Below are 14936 nucleotides of genomic sequence, written 5' to 3'. Positions count from 1 at the left end.
CTCAGTATGAGTCATTGCATACACAAATGTCCTTGTCCTGCATTTTAAGTGCAGCTGGGCCGGGCGGAGGCATGGGGGCGCGAATGCTGCAAGAACTCACTTTGTCACAAGACCATTAAAAAATTGGCTTAAGCCAAATTAACTAAGGAGAATCTTATGAAAATGAAGTCCGCTATTGCGACGGCAATCCTTGCTATTTCCACATTTTCCACAGTGGCCCAGGCTGTGACAGAGCTCAGCTGCAGTTACGAGTATAAAAACGTTGGCCAGCGTCTTAAAATCGATAACAGAATAGGTCGCGACGGCAAGCTTCATCCTTTTATGCGTCACTTTGAAGACAGATCAGGAGATTCTGATTTGAAGTTTGGAACCGACGAGATTCAATTCAGCGTTTCCGGGAGTGACAAGCGCATGCAAAATTGGATTTACGTTGAAGCGTACAGTGACATCGCAGAACGCACCTTTCAGTTGGATCTGAAAAAAGGCACCATCACCATCATCAAAGGTGGACGAGTTATTTTGGCTAATAGCCCACTTTCATGCACTCTTTCGATGGGTGGCGAGTAGTTTTTAAAAATTAAATAGAAGTTCGCAAAAAAAAGCCCCCATAGTCAGTCAGATTATGGGGGCTTTTCATTTACGGATTCACAGTCTGTAGTTTTTCAAGGAAAGCTTTGAGTGCCATCGCCCGGTGGGAAAGCAGGCTCTTGTAGCCTGTACCCAGCTCTGCCAGCGTCTGTGTCTGGCCTTCCGGGATAAACACCGGATCATAACCAAAACCGTGCAGGCCGGCTGGTTTAGAGGCTATCGTGCCCTTCATTTCGCCGGTGAAGACCCATTCTTCCCCGGTTGGTGTGTAAACCACTGTAGTGCAGACGAACTTCGCGTTTTTGTTGGGCATCGGTTTTAAAGTGATCATCTTCAAAAGCTTGGCCACGTTCTCGCTGTCAGAAGCCTTCGGTCCGGCATAGCGAGCGGAATGAATTCCGGGCAGACCATTGAGCCCCTCAACCACAAGTCCGGCATCTTCCCCCAGCACCCAAACATTGTTTTTCACCGCACGCAAAGTTTTGGCTTTGATGCGGGCGTTGTCTTCGAAAGTTTTTCCGTCCTCGGGACGGGGAGTGAAGGATGGAATGTCGCCTTGTGAAAAGACTTTTAAGTCTGGAAGTTCACGCAGCAGTTGTTTGTATTCAGCCAGTTTTCCTTTGTTTCCGGTCGCAATCCACAATTCCATTTTTTTAAACCCCAGCAATTTTATAGATTTCACCCATGACAGCAGCTTGGTGAATGAAAAGTTCACGGCAGCCTTTTTCCGCGACGTCCATCATTTTGAACAACTGATCGCGAGTGAAGGGCACATGTTCAGCAGTTCCCTGAACCTCAACGAATTGGCCTTTGTCCGTCATAACAAAATTCATGTCGGTGCCGATCGCAGAATCTTCGTCATAGTTCAGGTCCAGCAGAATATTGTTCTCATGCAGTCCCACGCTGATGGCAGACACATAGTTCGTCAAAGGCATGGACTTGATTTCGCTGACAGCATGCAATTTTTTAAGCGCCAGTGCTAATGCAACAAAGCCACCAGTTACAGACGCAGTGCGAGTGCCACCATCGGCGTTCAGAACATCACAATCCACGATGATCTGTTTTTCGCCCAGTTGTTTCAAATCCACCGCGGCACGCAGTGAACGCCCGATCAGGCGAGAAATTTCCTGAGTGCGTCCGCCCGTCATGGACTTTTCACGCTTGATACGTGTGTGGGTGGAGCGGGGAAGCATACCGTATTCAGCCGTCACCCAGCCAGCCCCCGTGCCCACCAACCAAGAGGGCGCTTTGGCTTCATAAGTGGCGGTGCAAAGAACTTTGGTGCGACCAAATTCCACCAGCGCCGAACCTTCAGCGTATTCAGAAACATTTGGTGTGATTTTGATATTTCGTAGTTGATCAAATAAGCGGCCATCAGCGCGCATAAAAACTCCTGCGACTGTCGAAAATGATCCGTCCGATGCGTTGTCGTGCGGCGGCTTTGCCTTGCGGCGCAACCCTTTGAACAGTCTTAAATTGGGGGTGGTAAGACTTGTCTAATTTAGGGTTTTTGCGTTGTGGTTGTCCATCTTTTCTTTATAGGACTGGAGGGCGTTGTAGATTTTTTGAGCAAGGTCGCTTTGATAATTCGCGCTGACCAGCTTTTTGACCTCTTTGGGATTTGTGAGGAATCCTATCTCAATCAAAACTGAGGGCATGGTGGTTTTTGAGATCACATAGAAGGGGGCTTGTTTGATCGTGGCTTGCGCCGCCGAAGAATCGCGCTCCCACACCTGGGTCAGTGTTTGCGTCAGACGCAGGCTGCTGTTCATGCGGCTTTGACGTTGTAAGTCCTCGACAATAGCGGCCACATCGCCTTTTTTGGAAAGTTCATCACCACCGGAAATCTCCTGCAGTTCACGGCGATTCAGGACCATTTGATTTTCCTGACTGGCCAGGAACAGAGCATCCTCATCCGGAGGTAAATTGTTCTGGAAGAAAAACTCAACCCCTTTGGCGCGCTGATCGGCAGCGGCATTGGCGTGCAGGCTGACGAACAGATCGACTTTGGAGCTTTCGGCCAGTTTCACACGTTCGGGAAGTCCAAGGTTGCGATCGTTGGTGCGAGTCATGCTGACCGTGAACTGGTCATCGTTTTCCAGAAGCACTTGCAGCTTCTGTGCGACTTTAAGAACCAGATCCGCTTCTTTGGCGCCACTGTAAACGGCCCCTGTATCCACACCCCCATGCCCAGGATCGAGCATGACATGCAAAGCATTGGCAGCAGAGGACGTACAGAGAATAAGCAAAGCCCCAAGGCTTTGTTTCAGAAACGGAAGATTCATGAAATCAGAATAAGAAGGAAGTCGAGGGTGTGTCGAGTCCAGAGCCCGAATCGGGCCGAACCTAGCCATGGGTCAAGGAAAGGAGCCTGCGAAGATGCAGGCTCCAAAGCTTCTTACTGAATACAGAAGGAAGGGGAGGCGTTCACTGGAACGGTTGGGATATCTTCTTCCGCCATGCGGGAGTAAGCGGGAGCTCCATCGAATTCAGCGCAGCGTGTTTCAGGTTCGCTGCCGCATTCGCCTTCGGCGATATAGAGTTTTTCTGATTCAAGCTTGGCAGTTAAGTATGTTGTGGTATTGCATCTTGTGGAGTTGAATTCTACGGTCCACGGGGACTGGGACACAATATTGCCAATTTCAACAGTGTTTGTACCAAGGCTATTAATACTAAACACATCGCCGCTACAATCGTAACTTTCGTAGTTTACGCGGAAAAGGTTTTGAGATCCGTCTTCATTAAGCTGGAAGTAATCATAGCTACTGCCGATAGCCAACAGCATAGGTGCCGCCTGGCATTGGCCTTTCCAGTAACCAGTCAGGTCCGGCTCTGTGGAACCAGGATTTGACTTCTTGCTGTCGGAGCAGGACACGATTGTCATAAGGGAGGCTGCCAGGACGATGTTTAGACTCATTCGTAAGTGCTTCACGTGTTTTGTTATCCTTTCAAAACATAGGGTTGTTGTTTTACTGTGGGGCAATGAGATGAGCTTGGGGATCGCACGGATAAGAGATCCAGTGCGGTTTCCTATAAAATCCGGACCTGCGTCTACTCACTTTGAGACAATCTGACTAAAAAAAATGGGTGATCTGGAAGGGGCGAACGTCGAGGCAGAGCCTCCCACAAAGACACGTTTATATGAAACTTCCGTCCGACAATTGTCGTTTTCTGTCAAAAACCTCGACATAGGATTTGAGCGCTCTGTGAGTTTAATCGGATCTGACGAAGTAGTAGGCATGGCATCGCGGTTGCTTTAGTACAAGGCAACCCCCCATGGCGGCCAGGACCCCTCCCCCCCAAATCCTGGTCGCTTTTTTTTTGCCCAAAATCCCATTATCCTAAGTGCTATTGAACATCGATTGAAACATCGAAGGAGACATTCAATGCAGTTAAAACCCCTTGGGATTCTTCTCTTGGCAGCTCTGATGACCTCAACCATGCCACTGACGGCCAAAGCGCAGGTGGACAGTTCGCAGATTGAAGCTGAAGAAGCCACTGCAGATGCCGAGGCTGCGAAGGCCGAAGCGAACGAAGCAAAGAAACGCGCGGAAGAAGATCGCAAACGCCGCGACAAAGTGCGCGCGGAATCTCAGGCGGCGATTAATAAAGCTCGCTCTTTGGAAAATGATGCCAAGAAAGAGCAGGCCGAAGCCGAGCGCGAATCAGCCAAACTAAAAGCCGAAGCGGCAGAGCATGAGCGGGCTCAAAAAGCCGCCGAAAAAGAACAAGCCGCGGCTCAGGCCCGCATCAAGGCCGCACAGGAAAAGACTCAAAAAGCCCAGCAGGTGCGTGATGAAGCTCAAGGCAAACGCAAGCAAGCTGAAGGCAAAGCCAAAGAGTTAGGCGACGAGGCGAAGGAACAAGAAAAGCTGGCAAGCAAAGCGACGGAAGAAGGAATGAAGGCTTCTCAAGAAGCTGAAGTTGCCAAAGCCGAGACGATGAAGGCCGAACAGAATCTTTCCAAGGCCAAGTTGTTAACGCAAAAAGCGGTGGCAGAAGCCAAAGCCCGTGAAGCCAAGGCCAAACAGGAAATCGCCCGTGCGGAGGCGGACCGAGCGCGTGCTGAAGCCGAGATGTCGCGTTTGAAGGCGCAGGATGAACAGTCCAAAGCCATGATTGAAAAAGTCGAAGGTGAACTGAAGGCTTCATTGGAAGCGTCCAAGAAAGCCAAGGAAGACGCCGAAGTGGAACGCAAGAAAGTGGCAGAGACTAAATCTCAGGAAGAGAAGTTGAAGCAGTCTGCGGCCAAAGCCCGACAGGAACTGGAAGGTAATCGCAACAATCTTCGTAAAGAGCAGGCGACAGCGAATCTGGAAATCGCCCGGGCCAAGAAGGCCATTGCTGAATACGAAGCCGAGATCGCCCGCTCAGAAGGCGAGCTGAAGCGTTTGACGGAAGAGGCTGAGAAGGCCAAGAAAGAACGCGAGAAGCTTGAGAGCAAATTGGATTCAGTAAAAAACACGGCTGAAGAATCCCGCATCAAGGTGGCTACTGTCAAAGCGGATGCTGAGGCTGAGCAGATGAAGCTTGAGGCCATCAAGATTCGTATGGAAGCCGGCTTGTCCAGTAAGTCCAATAAGAAGAAAAAGTAGATTCTGAATCTGCAAAAAAAAGTAAGCCCGCTAATCGCGGGCTTTTTTATTTCATTTTCTCAAGAAAGCGGAAGTAGCGTTCCGGTTGGATATCCACGGACATCAATTGTCCGTTGCTGTCGTGGACTTCAGGGAAGGAAAACTTCCACTGGCCTTCGTACAGATAGAAGTTAATCCCGATCGAGAACTGAACGGGAGTTTCTTCCCCGGTGGATTCTGAATAATAGGGGACAGAGAAACTGCGCACGCGGGCTTGTTTGGGTAAAAAGCCATCGACCATATTGACCTGATCAATAAAACATTTGGGCGCATCGTAGATCAAAATCTTTGCATTCTTCAGTGGCGAGGCCCAGTTGATGAAAGTCCGTACACCCAATGAGTTAATCCCACGCAATTGATCCAGATGCAGGTGCAGATCCAGATGTTCCGGGATCTGCAAGGACGCGAAAGACTTTTCGTCATTTTCAAGCAAACCGCCCAAGCTGATTTTGGCAACGTTTTGCTCTTTCAGAATAACGAAATCCAACTTTACTGGCATCGGGCTAGGGTCCTATTTGGGTGTAAGGTTCGTTTGATACACGGTCTGCGTTGGGTACGCAAAATCGACCTTCATATCGGCGGCAATCTTCAGAATCTCAATAAAGATTTTTTGTTGATGGGCCAGCTCTTCAGGTCCAGTGTACACCTTCAGGTGGAAGTTGACGAGAACATCCAGAGACGAGGCATTATAATTATTGAAATGAACAGTGACGGTGTCGGAAATCACCTTTTCGTCGGATTTGATGTAATAACGAACACGGTCGCAGAATTCCTCGATCTTTTCTGGCGGGGTTTCATAGGTAAGACCCAGGACTTGGCGGACCCTGCGGGCTGGACGAACACCCATATTATCCACAGTTTCTTTAGCCATCATCGCGTTCGGAATAGTAATCAAAGAATTATAGAATGTGCGAACACGAGTCGAGCGGAAACCGATTTCTTCAACCGTTCCCTCCATGTCCTTGATTTTGACCCAGTCTCCGACCTGGAATGGACGGTCAAATAGAATTGTAATGGAGCCAAAAAGATTCGCGGCCGTATCCTGGGCCGCCAAGGCCAAAGCCAATCCCCCAAGCCCTAGACCGGCCAACAGTGACATGACATTCAGACCAAAGCTTTGCAGAACAATCAGGAAACCCATGACCACGACAAAGATCTTTGCCGCTTTGGATGCAAAGGGCACGATTTGATCGTCGAAGGTGCTGGGGGTTTTGGAAGTGTAGTCGGCCAGAACCGAGCAGGCAGCGTCGACCAGATAGTAGATCAAGCGAATGATAAAGATCGCAATCAGACCGCGAAGAAAGTGGTCATAGTATTTGGCAAATTTTCCTGAAAGATCGGCGGCGTCGCCGGCCGCGAACCACAACAGAATAACCAGTATCCAGGCCAAGGGGCGATCGGTATTGGATTGTAAATAGTAACCCCAGAAGCTTTTTGGATACTTTTTGACGATTGGATTGTGCTTTTTTAGTTCTTTTAGAATGAAGTAGAAAAGAGGGCGCAGAACAAAAATCCCTGCAGCAAAAGCGATTCCCAAGAATGCCCACTTCCAGGTTGGCATAATAAAGACGGTTGATTTTAGGAATTCACTCATTTCAGTTGAAAACCATTGAGAGTCTTCAAATAAAAATCTTTCCATGCTGGACAGTTCTTTCATATTACATCACCTGCAGATTGTGTCCTGTATATAGTAGTACAAGTAAAACGACGCCCAAGACGATTCGATAGTAACCAAAGCCCCGGAAACCGTAGCGAGACACTATACCGATAAAGAACTTGATCGCAAGCATCGCCACGAAAAACGCCACCACGCAACCCACCAGCAGAACATTGATTTGTTCTGGTTCGATCGTCTTATAGATTTTCAACAACTTGTAAAAGGTGGCTGCGGCCATTGTGGGGACCGCTAAAAAAAATGAAAATTCCGCTGCCTCTTTTTTGTTCATGCCAAGTGTCAATCCGCCCATGATAGTGGCTGCGGACCGTGATACGCCCGGGATCATGGCGATGGCTTGAAACAGCCCCAGTTTGACCGAATCCTTGTATGTCAGATCATCGGTTTTTCGCCCCATCATTGTCAGATGAGCAAAGATCTTATCGGACCACACCAGGATCACTCCACCGATAATCAGCGACCAGGCCACGACGTGCACGCTGCCCAATAGATGTTCTACAACATCTTTGACCAAGAAGCCGATGGTCACAGTCGGCAGAAAGGCCACGAACAACTTTTTATAGAATCCCCATTGGGGAAGGAAGCGTTTCCAGTACAAAACCAGCACGGACATGATGGCGCCAAATTGAATGATGACCTCGAAGGCTTTGGTGAAAGTGCTGTCTTCAATCCCCATCATGGAGCTGGCAATAATCATATGTCCGGTGGAAGAAATCGGCAAAAACTCGGTGATACCCTCGACGATGCCAAGGATGATGGCGTGGAGATAACTCATGCTGAAACTCTCTTTCGCTGCATAAAAACAGTCGCCCACATCATTGAAAAGAAGCGGTGTGGGTTCAATATTCGATGGGTTGTGTCAAAAGATTTTAAGATTTGTTTAAGATTTTTGTATTCAACGCAGAAGAAAGGTGAATATGATTTTTTTTACCACGGAGGGGGTTTAATATGAAACGTGCATTACTAGTTGGTGCGGTTTTGTTTGGTTCTCAGGCGTTCGCAGGCGAATACCTGGTGAAGTATACGAACACACGCGCTTTCAACATGCTAAATACAATGTCGACATCTAAAGTGTCCACGATCCAGATGATGGATCACAACGACACGGCAAGCTTGGTTCTTGTAGATATCGCGAAAAAACACGAAGCTCAGGCTTTGGCTTCTCTTTTGGGTCAGCCAGGAGTTGAGTACATCGTGCCTAACTTCAAAATCAGAGCTTTCGAAGCGCCGGTTGATGCCGCAGCTTTGAAAGAACAATGGTCTATCGCGAAAGTTCAAGCTGAGAAAGCTTGGCAGCGCGCGGGTAACAAGGGTAGCAAAAACGTTATCGTAGCGGTTATCGATACGGGCGTGGATTACACTCACCCAGCTTTGGCTCCAAACATGATCACGGGTTATGACTTCCGTGACAACGATGCAGATCCAATGGATATCACTGGCTTCCAAAACCCAGGTCACGGTACACACTGTGCGGGTGCGGTTGGCGCAACGGGTTTGATCGACGGTGGTATCGTAGGTCTTTCTCCAGAAGTTTCCATGATGCCACTTCGCTTCTTGGGTGCTGATGGTTCTGGTGACTTGAACAACGCGATCAAGTCTATCGACTACGCTATCGAAAAAGGCGCACACATCATCTCTGCATCTTGGGGTGCGGCGGTTCCTCGCAATCAAGCAGCTCCGCTTCTTGAGGCCGTGAAACGTGCAGATGATAAAGGTGTTATCTTCATCGCAGCAGCTGCGAACGATGGTAAAAACAACGATAAAACTGAAATGTTCCCAGCGAACAACGGTTATCCTAACTCTATCACAGTTGCGGCTTCTGGTCCTTCTGATGCAAAACCATCTTGGTCTAACTACGGTACTGCAACAGTACACGTAGCGGCTCCTGGTGAAAACATCATGAGTACTTTGCCAAAAGGTAAATACGGCAACCTATCCGGTACATCCATGGCGACTCCGCTAGTGTCTGGTTTGGTGGCTTTGATGAAAGCTCAAGATCCTTCTCTGACTGGTGCGCAAATCCGCGCGATCCTTCAGACGACAGGTGCTAAAGTTTCCATCGAAACTGCATGTAACTGCCGCGTTGATGCTTACGAAGCTGTTGAAGCTGTTATGTCCAAGAAAATGGTTGTTGTTCCATCTGCGGCGACAATCAAAAATTCTGAGACTTTGGCGCTTTCTGTATTGAATGGTAAAGCTCCATTCAAATTCACTTCCAGCAACCCATCTGTAGCTACTGTATCTGACAACGGTACAATGACTGCTGTGGCAAACGGTTCCACTGTTATCACGGTGACTGATGCTTCTGGTAAAACGGCTTCCACTTTGAACATGCACGTAGGTGCTTCTTCTGGTGGTTCTAACCCAAATCCTCCAGATGATGGTGGTGGTTTGCCATCTCCTGGCGAGCCGGGCGAATGCCCACTGGGTGATCCAGCGATTTGTCAGATCATCTGCCAAATCAAACCAGATCTACCGTTCTGTCAGTAGTTGACGAACAAAAAAAGGCTCCTTCGGGAGCCTTTTTTCGTTCTAAGGGGGAGCAGCCTATGGAATGCCAACTGCTGCGTTGGGCGTCGTCGACGTACCAGTGGTACGCCTCCTCCTTCAGCCTTGCATTTGACATCCCCTAGACTGCTTGGGTAGGTTCGAGAGAGGGGGCGTTGTGTCTTTTTATTCTCAGGCTTTTGCGCATCTGTCGGTTTCTCTTAAAAATCATACGCTTTGGGTGACTTTGAATAATCCAGAGCAGAGCAACGCTATTTCGCTGGAGATGGTGGATTCTTTGACTCGGGTTTTGAAGTTTGCGGATTTCGATCCCGAAGTTCGGGTGATTGTACTTAAGGGCGAAGGGGCTTCGTTCTGTGCTGGCGGGGATGTGAAGGCCATGCAAAATAAGACCGGCATGTTTGCTGGTGAAAGCAATGAGCTTCGCATGCGCTATATTCACGGTATTCAACAGATTCCTAAATGCATTGAAGAACTTTCGACTCCAGTCATTGCAATGGTCAATGGGCCAGCGATCGGGGCGGGCTGTGATCTGGCCATGATGTGTGATTTGCGCATTGGTTCTGCCAAATCCAAATTTGGCGAAACCTTCGTGAAGTTGGGACTTGTTCCGGGCGACGGAGGCACGTTCTTCCTGCAGCGAGTGATCGGCTTTAGTAAAGCCATGCAGATGTCTTTAACCGGGGACCTGGTGTCTGGCGAAGAGGCTTTGAAATGGGGACTTCTGAACTATCTGGTGGAAGAAGCAGCCTTGGAAGCAGAAGCAGACAAACTGGCTTCCCGAATTGCGGCCAATCCTCCGGTGGCGGTGCAGATGACCAAGAAGGCGATGAAGATGGCTTACTTGAATGATCTGTCGACCATTTTGGATCTATCCGCGGCTTATCAGGGGATTACTCAACGCACGGAAGATCACTTCCGGGCTTTGGAGGCAATGAAGGAAAAGAAGTCTGCTGATTATCAAGGGCGTTGAGCGATCTGTTCCAGATCCTCGGCGCGGGCGATCAGATTTTCTTGCAGGTTTTCTTTTTGTTCGGGACTTAGGCCCTTCCAAAACTTTTCAGCCAGAAAAATTTGAAAAGCGTGTTTGTGGGCGTTTAAGGCTTCGGTGAATTCAGGCAGTCGACTGGTTTCATAGTCGGTGTAATAATCGGCCACAAATTTTTGTAAACTTTCCGGGTTCTGGCTTGAATCGATAAATTGCTTCAAGCTGTATTCGCGGCTTTTGTGTTGCAGATCCCAAGGGTAGGGGTGGCGCTTTAAAAAATCTTCTAACTCTACTTGTTGTTTGGCGGATATCCCACCGATCCAGAATTCCACCGAGCGGCGATAGCGCTTAAAGGCCGTGCGCTGGGCTTTTTCCGGAGTGTCGTTGTCTTTTCTGGATTCTTCGATGTCGGCGCGAACTTTTTCAGCGAAATGATCAAACTGAGGTCTTTTTAACTGAGCTGTGATCTTGCTGGCTGTAGCTTTAAAGTATCCCGCACCTTTTTTGAAATAATCCTGCACCAGCATAAAGTTTTTCGCCAGCAGGGCCGGGTTCATGTGGCCATTTTTGATTTCAGGCTCCAGTTCCCGTAAGGATTTGGCAACTTCAGGCAGAAGTTCCTTACGCAAACGGGTGATGTCTTTTTGCAGATCTTTCTTAAGCTCTTTTTCTTGGTCGCTGCTCAGATCAAAGTACTTATCGACGCGCGAAGTGGCTGTGAGGTCAGCCCAGCGGACCACCATATCCAGGCGACTGCATCCCAGGGACATCAAAACTGTGATTAAAAGAAGAAGCTTTTTCATCCTATCTTTGTTTTAGAATGGCCCTTCGTAACAGCAAAGCCTCAATGACAAGATACAGGATAAAACTGACGGTCAGGCCCACTCCTTTTAGCAGGGCCCAGTTGGTGGTGGTCCAATCATAGGCCGCCCACGTTGCCAGCACCGCATGAATGGCAAAAAAGACCCCCACGCGCAAGGTGAGTCCGTTCATCCGGGACTTGATTTCTTCCGGAAACTTTTGCCCCTGTTGTTCTGCAAGATAGACCAGTAAGGGCTTTTTTAAAATCAACGAACCCCACAGCACCAGGGCAAAAGCCCCTTCCATCAAAGCGGGTTGCAGCTTAAACCATATGCCTTCAGATGAAATCAGCGAAATTCCACCCAAAGCCAACAGCATCCCGTTGCCGATCCAGGTGATCTTTTGCACTTTCTTGTGGCGATAAAGTTCCCAGATGATTTCGCCCACACCAAAAATCATCCCCGCAATCAGACCCGGGATGATTCCGTAGTATTCTTCGATGAAAGTAAAGGCGATAACCGGAAGCAGACCGCCGAAGAACAGACCGGCGGCCGTTTTCTTAGGGCTCGGGTTCATGGGGTTTTATCCAGAAAATCCACCGGCTGACCTTGTGACGGCAAAACGACCTGATCGTTTTCCATCACCAGCTTTCCACTAACGATGGTGTGAGTCGGCCATCCGGTCACCTTCATGCCATGGAACGGAGTCCATCCGCAGCGGCTGGCAATCCAGGAATTATCAATGGTCATTTCTTTTTTCAGATCCACGATCGTGATGTCAGCGTCATATCCTTGGCGCAGGCGACCTTTGTTTTTAACTCCAAAGACACGGCAAGGGTTTTCTGTCACAAGCTCAGTGAACTTGCGCAAACTTAAGCGGCCCTCATGCACATGATTCAGCATGATCGGCACCAAGGTTTGCACGCCCGGAACACCCGAAGGGCTTTGTGGGTAGGGTTTGTCTTTTTCTTCACGTGTGTGGGGGGCATGATCGGACCCGATCACATCCACGGTGCCGTCTTGCAGGGCTTTCCAAATACGATCCAAATGGCGCTTTTCGCGGATCGGTGGGTTTTGTTGGGCATAGGTGCCCAGTTTGTCGTAACAGTCGGGGGCATATAACGTCAGATGCTGTGGCAAAACCTCGACCGTGGCGATGTCTTTGGCATCTTTCAGCAGGTCCATCTCTTCGCCCGTGGACACGTGCAGAACATGAATCTTACGTCCGGTTTTACGAGCCAAACGCAGCAAGCGGGTTGTGGAGTTCACGGCAGTTTCCACATCTCTCCAGACCGGGTGGTAGTGAGGATCAGCCATATCCACGGCAATATGACGTCTTTCGCGCAGGCGCATTTCATCTTCGCTGTGGAAGATGATGCGGCGATGGCCCTGCAACAGGATTTTTTCTAACGTTTCATCGTCCTCGACCAGCAGGTTCCCGGTCGAGCTTCCCATAAAGATCTTAATCCCCGAACAGTGGGGCAGAAGCTCCAGCTCGGCGATTTTGTCGACATTGTCGTGAGCTCCCCCGATAAAGAAGGCATAGTTGGCGTGGCAGCGGTTTTTGGCGCGGTTGAGTTTGTCTTCGAAGGCCTCTTTGGTGGTGGTCGAGGGGTTGGTGTTCGGCATTTCGAAAATACTCGTAACTCCACCCAAGATGGCGGCGCGGGTGCCGGTTTCTAGATCCTCTTTATGAACCAGTCCAGGTTCGCGGAAGTGAACTTGGCTGTCGATCACCCCGGGCAGGACGTGCAGTCCATGAGCTTTGATGATCTTCCGGGTGGGTTCGTTGATGGTTTCTCGGATCTTTTCGATGCGTCCATCTCGGATGGCGATGTCGGCCTGCTGCTCTATCAGGCCAGTTTCAGACGGGTGAGGCAGCAGGCAGGTGCCGCCTTGAATGATCAGATCGTAGGGACGTGGCTGAGACATGTATCACCTCGGAGTGCCTTCAAAGCTATCATTAGATACCTTCGAAGGTCCAGCGTTGACGAGACCCTTGGGATAGGTGAGAATTTGAATTGTGACAGTTGAAAAATTTCTCTCCTTCTGGGACCAGCACAATACCGCCATCATTGAGGGCCTCGTCGCACTCATTGTTCTTATATCATTGTTTCTGGCCTATCGCGCCTTCTTTGCCAAAAAAGACCAAGGCGGCGGCGAGCTGGGGAGCGGCTCTTTGGATGCCGCGCAACTGGAAAAAACTCTGCAGAAGATTTTAGAAAATCAACAGGCGTCCGGAAAGTCCCCACGCAGTGCTGCTGCGTCAGAAGATTTTGGTGTGGATGTGGAGATGGATGAATCTCCAGCTCCTGTCCGCGGGCCCAAGGTGGCAGCCGCTGCAGAGTCTGCAGTCGATGCTCCTGAAGTCAAAGCCGCCATCGAAGGGGCCAAAGAATCTGCAGCAGAAGTGGCGCAGCTGCGATTGTCACTGACAGAAGGGCATCAAAAAATTGCCGAGCTTCAGGCGCAATTGCAAGAAGCCCAGGCCGCAGCCCAAGCCGGTGGTGGCGGTGGTGCGAGTGAAGGCGGGATGTCTTCAGCGGAAAAAGAAGAACTTAACGGTAAGCTTCGCGATCTGGAAGCTCGTTTGGCTGAATATGAAATCATCAGCGAAGACATTGCGGATCTATCCCGCTATCGCGATGAAAATGAAGAGCTGAAAAAACAGTTGGAAGCCTTAAAAGCTGGAGGAGCCGCAGCGCCAGCCGCGACACCGGCGGCAGCAGAACCGGCTCCAACGCCAGCCCCAACGCCAGCGGTTGAAGAACCTGTTGCCGAGGTGGCGGTGGAAGCAGCCCCAGCAGAAGGTGGCTCGGATCTGATTGATGATGATTTGATGAAAGAATTTGCAGCGGCCGTGGAAGGGCAAAGAGCCTTGGACAAGGCTGCTGAAAAAGCCGGGGACGGCAGCGATGCAGCTGCGAAGGCCGGGGATGAAACTAATCAGTTGATGAGTGAGTTTGAAAACTTCGTTTCCAAAAAGAGTTAAAAGCTATGAACAAGTTTCTTTTGGCCTCTGTTTTGTTTGCGGGACTTTCTTCAAGTGCTTTGGCGGCAGGGACTAAACCTTCATCCAGCACTTTAACTTCAGCCTTGGAGTTGTTGAAACTTCCTGGTGAAAACCGCCGCATGGTGGTCCAGGTTCAGGGCGAAAAATACTATCAAAATTTTATCTCGTTAGCCTTCAGTGACGCTCAACCGATGGGGCTTCGCTGGCGGGCCTTGATGGCCGCTGCCGAAGCTCGTGGCGCGAAGGCGACTCCGGACTTGGTAAAGGCGGGGGCGAACAGTCAGTGGTTCATGCGCAATGCAGCCCTGATTGCGCTGTCTGAAGTGAACCCCTCTGAGGCCGAAAAACTTGCCAAAAAGCTAATCAAAGACAAGGCCCTGGTGGTCCGTTCGGCGGCGGTCGAGACTTTAGAAAAAAGCGGGTCTTTGGATCGAGAGCTTTTATGGGAAGAGCTGAATCAGGATTATAACTTCAAGAACCGTCAAAGCCTGTGGATCCGTCATCAGATCGTCGAAGCTTTGGCGAAAAAACCGATGGATCGTGAAATGTCGTCGTTTGCCAGTCTGCTAACGGATAAAGACGCCCGGGTTCATATGCCCGCCGTGCGAGGGCTTGAACGCCTGACCGGAGTTCGTCTGAACGACAAACCGATGAAGCAGACCGCACTGGTTGATCTTTGGAAAGACTATATCAAGAAAAACAACTAAGAAAAAAAGCCGGGGGAACCCGG

16 protein-coding genes are annotated in these 14936 nt (G+C 49.7%); 6 read left to right on the top strand and 10 right to left on the bottom strand.

Annotation, left to right across the window (positions count from 1 at the left end; all coding sequences use genetic code 11):
* The first annotated feature begins 156 nt into the window (after window positions 1-156).
* A complete protein-coding gene (locus tag ACZ5ZZ_RS11975; protein WP_464120522.1) occupies window positions 157-567 on the top strand; it encodes a hypothetical protein in 411 nt (136 codons plus the stop codon).
* A 70-nt stretch (window positions 568-637) separates the two neighbouring features.
* Here the strand turns inward: ACZ5ZZ_RS11975 and rdgB are convergent, their stop codons facing one another.
* From rdgB to ACZ5ZZ_RS11955, 4 genes are all read right to left on the bottom strand, one after another.
* Complete coding sequence (gene rdgB / locus ACZ5ZZ_RS11970) at window positions 638-1237, bottom strand: RdgB/HAM1 family non-canonical purine NTP pyrophosphatase (RefSeq protein WP_374000337.1); 600 nt, start codon at window positions 1235-1237, stop codon at window positions 638-640.
* Window positions 1238-1241: 4 nt separating this feature from the next.
* Complete coding sequence (gene rph, locus ACZ5ZZ_RS11965; protein ID WP_464131383.1) at window positions 1242-1973, bottom strand: ribonuclease PH; 732 nt, start codon at window positions 1971-1973, stop codon at window positions 1242-1244.
* 111 nt (window positions 1974-2084) lie between these two features.
* The gene (locus ACZ5ZZ_RS11960) at window positions 2085-2873 is read right to left on the bottom strand and encodes an N-acetylmuramoyl-L-alanine amidase family protein (protein ID WP_464120524.1); all 789 of its coding nucleotides are present in this window, start codon (window positions 2871-2873) and stop codon (window positions 2085-2087) included.
* A 113-nt stretch (window positions 2874-2986) separates the two neighbouring features.
* A complete protein-coding gene (locus ACZ5ZZ_RS11955) occupies window positions 2987-3505 on the bottom strand; it encodes a hypothetical protein (protein WP_464131381.1) in 519 nt (172 codons plus the stop codon).
* 469 nt (window positions 3506-3974) lie between these two features.
* Here ACZ5ZZ_RS11955 and ACZ5ZZ_RS11950 point away from each other — a divergent pair, with 469 nt between their 5' ends.
* On the top strand, window positions 3975-5183 hold the full coding sequence (locus tag ACZ5ZZ_RS11950) for a hypothetical protein (protein WP_347359614.1): 1209 nt from the start codon (window positions 3975-3977) through the stop codon (window positions 5181-5183).
* A gap of 46 nt (window positions 5184-5229) precedes the next feature.
* Here ACZ5ZZ_RS11950 and ACZ5ZZ_RS11945 read toward each other — a convergent pair whose 3' ends face one another.
* From ACZ5ZZ_RS11945 to ACZ5ZZ_RS11935, 3 genes are read right to left on the bottom strand one after another with little or no spacing between them, the layout of a single operon-like run.
* Complete coding sequence (locus tag ACZ5ZZ_RS11945; RefSeq protein ID WP_347359615.1) at window positions 5230-5721, bottom strand: hypothetical protein; 492 nt, start codon at window positions 5719-5721, stop codon at window positions 5230-5232.
* 12 nt (window positions 5722-5733) lie between these two features.
* Window positions 5734-6879, bottom strand: coding sequence for a mechanosensitive ion channel family protein (locus tag ACZ5ZZ_RS11940; RefSeq protein WP_464131367.1), 1146 nt, complete (start codon window positions 6877-6879; stop codon window positions 5734-5736).
* Window position 6880: 1 nt separating this feature from the next.
* Entirely contained in the window at window positions 6881-7672 is a 792-nt protein-coding gene (locus ACZ5ZZ_RS11935; RefSeq protein WP_464120527.1) for an undecaprenyl-diphosphate phosphatase, read from the bottom strand.
* Between the two features lie 173 nt (window positions 7673-7845).
* Here ACZ5ZZ_RS11935 and ACZ5ZZ_RS11930 point away from each other — a divergent pair, with 173 nt between their 5' ends.
* On the top strand, window positions 7846-9387 hold the full coding sequence (locus ACZ5ZZ_RS11930; protein ID WP_464120528.1) for a S8 family serine peptidase: 1542 nt from the start codon (window positions 7846-7848) through the stop codon (window positions 9385-9387).
* A 175-nt stretch (window positions 9388-9562) separates the two neighbouring features.
* Window positions 9563-10378: an enoyl-CoA hydratase-related protein gene (locus tag ACZ5ZZ_RS11925; RefSeq protein ID WP_464120529.1), complete on the top strand. Its 816-nt coding sequence runs from the start codon at window positions 9563-9565 to the stop codon at window positions 10376-10378.
* Here the strand turns inward: ACZ5ZZ_RS11925 and ACZ5ZZ_RS11920 are convergent.
* The 3 genes from ACZ5ZZ_RS11920 to ACZ5ZZ_RS11910 are packed head-to-tail and all read right to left on the bottom strand — an operon-like array spanning window position 10366 to window position 13125.
* Window positions 10366-11196: a DUF6279 family lipoprotein gene (locus ACZ5ZZ_RS11920; protein ID WP_464139601.1), complete on the bottom strand. Its 831-nt coding sequence runs from the start codon at window positions 11194-11196 to the stop codon at window positions 10366-10368. The genes ACZ5ZZ_RS11925 and ACZ5ZZ_RS11920 overlap by 13 nt on opposite strands.
* Window position 11197: 1 nt before the next feature.
* Window positions 11198-11770, bottom strand: coding sequence for an inner membrane-spanning protein YciB (locus ACZ5ZZ_RS11915; RefSeq protein ID WP_464139599.1), 573 nt, complete (start codon window positions 11768-11770; stop codon window positions 11198-11200).
* The gene (locus ACZ5ZZ_RS11910; protein WP_464139597.1) at window positions 11767-13125 is read right to left on the bottom strand and encodes a dihydroorotase; all 1359 of its coding nucleotides are present in this window, start codon (window positions 13123-13125) and stop codon (window positions 11767-11769) included. Before ACZ5ZZ_RS11910 ends, ACZ5ZZ_RS11915 begins: the two co-directional genes overlap by 4 nt.
* A 91-nt stretch (window positions 13126-13216) precedes the next feature.
* On the opposite strand from ACZ5ZZ_RS11910, the gene ACZ5ZZ_RS11905 reads away from it, so the two are divergent.
* Together ACZ5ZZ_RS11905 and ACZ5ZZ_RS11900 are read left to right on the top strand one after the other, a co-directional pair.
* Entirely contained in the window at window positions 13217-14185 is a 969-nt protein-coding gene (locus tag ACZ5ZZ_RS11905; RefSeq protein WP_464139595.1) for a hypothetical protein, read from the top strand.
* Window positions 14186-14190: 5 nt separating this feature from the next.
* Window positions 14191-14913 carry a HEAT repeat domain-containing protein gene (locus tag ACZ5ZZ_RS11900; protein WP_464120534.1) on the top strand — a complete coding sequence of 241 codons (723 nt, stop codon included), beginning with the start codon at window positions 14191-14193 and terminating at the stop codon, window positions 14911-14913.
* Window positions 14914-14936 lie beyond the last annotated feature (23 nt).

Source organism: Bdellovibrio sp. HM001 (genome assembly GCF_055397275.1).
The sequence above is the reverse complement of the archived record's forward strand: the minus strand, read 5'-3'. Positions and strand labels throughout refer to the sequence as shown.